Annotated in this window: 4 protein-coding genes; 2 read left to right on the top strand and 2 right to left on the bottom strand. The window is 72.9% G+C overall.

The genetic code is table 11. The features are described from left to right. A partial coding sequence (gndA, locus tag AB0C29_RS38265) for an NADP-dependent phosphogluconate dehydrogenase (protein ID WP_360831204.1) occupies positions 1-1,056 on the bottom strand: 1,056 nt, incomplete at its 3' end. A 160-nt stretch (positions 1,057-1,216) separates the two neighbouring features. Between gndA and AB0C29_RS38270 the strand changes: the two genes are divergently transcribed. Both AB0C29_RS38270 and AB0C29_RS38275 read left to right on the top strand, forming a co-directional pair. Beyond that, entirely contained in the window at positions 1,217-2,629 is a 1,413-nt protein-coding gene (locus tag AB0C29_RS38270; RefSeq protein ID WP_360831207.1) for a GGDEF domain-containing protein, read from the top strand. A gap of 42 nt (positions 2,630-2,671) precedes the next feature. Then, on the top strand, positions 2,672-2,986 hold the full coding sequence (locus AB0C29_RS38275) for a type II toxin-antitoxin system PemK/MazF family toxin (protein WP_212994587.1): 315 nt from the start codon (positions 2,672-2,674) through the stop codon (positions 2,984-2,986). A gap of 12 nt (positions 2,987-2,998) precedes the next feature. Here the strand turns inward: AB0C29_RS38275 and AB0C29_RS38280 are convergent. After that, a partial coding sequence (locus AB0C29_RS38280) for a transglutaminase family protein (RefSeq protein ID WP_360831211.1) occupies positions 2,999-3,651 on the bottom strand: 653 nt, incomplete at its 5' end.

Raw genomic sequence — 3,651 nt, forward strand, 5'->3', positions numbered from 1 at the left:
GATGTCCCAGTCGTACTCCGCGCTGGCCGCCTGGATCTGCTGGAAGCCCTGCGCGTACGCGACGATCTTCGAGGCGAACAGCGCCTGCTCGACGTCGGCCTGCAGGTCGGCGCCGCCCGCACCCGCGGTGGCCGTCGGGCCGGGCAGGTGTGCCGCCGCCGCGCGGACCTTCGGGTCGCCGGACAGCGCCCGGGCGAAGACCGACTCGGCGATGCCGGACACCGGCACGCCCAGGTCCAGGGCCGCCTGCACGGTCCAGCGGCCGGTGCCCTTCTGCTCGGCCTGGTCGACCACGATGTCGATGAACGGCTTACCCGTCTCGGCGTCGGTCTGCTTGAGCACCTCGGCGGTGATCTCGATCAGGTACGAGCCCAGCCGGCCCTCGTTCCAGCCCTTGAAGATCTCCGCGATCTCCGCCGGCGAGTGCCCGCCGACCGAGCGGAGCAGGTCGTACGCCTCGGCGATGAGCTGCATGTCGGCGTACTCGATGCCGTTGTGCACCATCTTGACGAAGTGCCCGGCGCCGTCGGGACCGACGTGCACGCAGCACGGCTCGCCGTCGACCTTGGCCGAGATGTCCTCGAGCAGCGGGCCGAGCGACTCGTAGGACTCCTTGGAGCCGCCGGGCATGATGCTCGGGCCGTGCAGGGCGCCCTCCTCGCCACCGGACACGCCGGTGCCGACGAAGTGCAGTCCTCGCTCCCTCAGCGCGGCCTCGCGCCGCCGGGTGTCGGCGAAGTGCGCGTTGCCCGCGTCGATGAGCATGTCGCCCTCTTCGAGCAGCGGGGCGAACTCGTCGATGACCGCGTCGGTGGCCTTGCCGGCCTTGACCATGATCACTACGCGGCGCGGGCGCTCCAGGCTCGCGACGAAGTCCTCGGCGCTCTCCGAGGGGATGAACGTGCCCTCGTGGCCGTACGACTCCACGAGTTCCTTGGTGCGCCCGTAGCTGCGGTTGTGCAGCGCGACCGTGTGGCCGTGGCGAGCGAAGTTGCGGGCCAGGTTGCGACCCATCACCGCCAGCCCGGTTACCCCGATTTGGGCCTTTTCCGTCATGAACGTCCTTCCTCCACGCGAGCGCCGGAGTATGGGTCCCGGCGATCGCAAGCCGTCGCGCTCATTCTTACGTGTTTGCGGGTCCGAGGGTTCGACTGTCCCGTCTCCCGGTTACCCCGGAACCCTCACCAGCGGCTCCGGCGCGCCGATGGAGCAGGACGTGAGCAAGGGCCGGAACTGGTATCTGGGCGTCACGGGCACGTTGACGGTGGCGCATCCGCTGCTGCCCGCCGACGTCCGCTCGGTCACGTACCTGCTGGTCTCGGCCTGCACCGTGGTGCCGCTCACGGCCCTGGCCCGGCGGTCGGGGTGGGCGCAGGCCCGGATGTGGTGGATGCTCGCCGCGGCGATGGTGGTGCTCACCGCCGGTAATGCGGTGACCACGATCGGCGGTACCGCGATGCGGCTGCCGGCCGAGCTGCTGCTCACCGTCGGGCACGCCGGTCTGCTCGGCGCGGCCGTCAGCCTGGTGCTGCGCCGGGGCCGCAACGACATCGGCGGCCTGCTGGACGTCTCGGTGACCGCGATCGGCCTGGGTGGCCTGGTCTGGACCGCGCTGGTCTTCCCGCGCCTGCGGAGCCTGGACACGCCGCAGGGCGAGCAGATGACGCTGCTGATGAGCATGCTGATCCTGCTGGGCGTGCTCGGCGCGCTGGCCCGGGTGTGGCGGATGGCCGAGACCCGGCTGCCGGCCCTGGTCATGCTGCTCGGGGCGCTGCTGCTGGCCCTGGCCGGCAACATCCTGCTGGCGCTCAGCACCGGCACGATGACCACCGGCCGGCCCGGCTGGACCGAGATGTTCTTCCTGCTGGCCTACATCCTCGTCGGCCTGGCCCCGCTGGACGCCTCCGTGCCGGAGCTGCAACGCGCCGGTCCCGCTCCGGTGGACCGGCTCTCCACCGGCCGGCTGGTCTTCCTGGGCGCCACCCTGGCCGCGAACCCGTTGGTCGCGGGACTGCGGCAGGTGCTCGACCTGCACGCCGACGGACTGCTGCTCGCCGTCGGCACCGTGCTGATCGTGCCGCTGGTGATGGTCCGGATCGGCCGGCTCGCCACCGAGCGGGGGGCCGCCGAGGAGGCGCTGCGCCACCAGGCCACCCACGACCCGCTGACCGGCCTGCCCAACCGGGCCGAGCTGATCACCCGGCTGCAGGCCGCCCTGGCCCGCGAGCGCGCCGCCGGGCAACCCGCCGTCGTGCTGCTCTTCTGCGACCTCAACGGCTTCAAGGCCGTCAACGACCGCCTCGGCCACACCGTCGGTGACCAGCTGCTGACCGGCATCGGCGCGCGGATCAGGGCCGGCCTGCGGGCCCACGAGACCATCGCCCGCTACGGCGGCGACGAGTTCCTCGTGCTGTGCGAGGAACCGGACCAGGCCCAGGCCGCGCGCCGGCTCACCGGATACGTCGAGACCGCCCTGGCCGAGCCGTTCGTGCTGGCGGGCACGCAGGTGCGGGCGAGCTGCAGTGTGGGCGCCGTGCTCTCCGACGGCCGGACCGGCGCCGACGAGCTGATCACCCGGGCCGACCAGGCGATGTACCGGGCCAAGCAACGCCAGCACGCCGCGGCCTGACGCGCGGTGGGCCGAAGATCGGTCCGACGGTACGCTCCGTGCGTGAAGCGCGGCGAGATCTGGACCATCGGCAGCCGCACCGACCTGCGCTACCGGGTCCTCGTGCTCTCCTCCGACAACTACAACGACCGGGCCAACCCGTCGCCGTTCTGCGCACCGATCGTGCGCCAGCGCGGCGCCACCGAGCTGCCGCCGTACGCGGTGGCCCTCACCGAGCAGGATCCGATCACCGGCGTCGTGGTGGTCAACCGGATGCGCCGGCTGCCGGCCTCGGTCGGCGCCGAGCGGATCGGCATGGTCACCGGCTCCAGCATGGCTCGGCTGGCCGAGGCCATGCGCGAGCTGTTCGAGCTGTGATCAGGGCCTGTCCTACTCGACGCTGACGACGCTGACCTCGCGGGTGCCGGTCAGGGTGCCGCCCGGCGCCCCGACGTAGGTGCCCGAGGTGGGTGCCACGTCCGCGTAGTCGCGCCCGACCGCCACGGTGACGTAGCCGTTGCCGGCCCGGCGGCCGTGGCACGGGTCGAAGGCCAGCGCCACCGCCCGGCCGCCCCGCGGCACCAGCACCTCGACCCAGGCGTGCGTGCCGCCCTGACCGATCAGGTGCCCGGAGACGTAGCGGGACGGCACGCCGAGCACGCGGCACATCGCCAGCATCACGTGCGCCGAGTCCTGGCAGACGCCCCGGCCGCCCGCCAGCGCCTGCGCCGCCGTGGTGCTGACCGAGGTCACGCCGTACTCGTAGGTCAGCGCTGTGTGCGCGAGCGCACACGCCCGCTCGGCCGTCTCCTCGTTGTCGGCCGCGGCGCAGCCGTCCGCCAGCTCCCGCAGCGCCTCGTCCGGCGCGGTCAGCCGGGTGGCGCGCAGCAGGCTCGGGTCGTGCAGCGTCGCGAGCGGCAGCTGCGGCGGGCCGTCGCCGACCACCCGGTCCAGCGAGGCGGTGAGCCGGAACTCGACCGCCTGCTCGTCCCGGGCGGCCACCACCCGCACCACCGAGTAGCCCGCCGCGTCCAGCCGCGAGC

It is taken from the genome of Actinoplanes sp. NPDC048791 (assembly GCF_040650095.1).
In the GTDB taxonomy this organism is placed as follows: Bacteria; Actinomycetota; Actinomycetes; order Mycobacteriales; family Micromonosporaceae; genus Actinoplanes.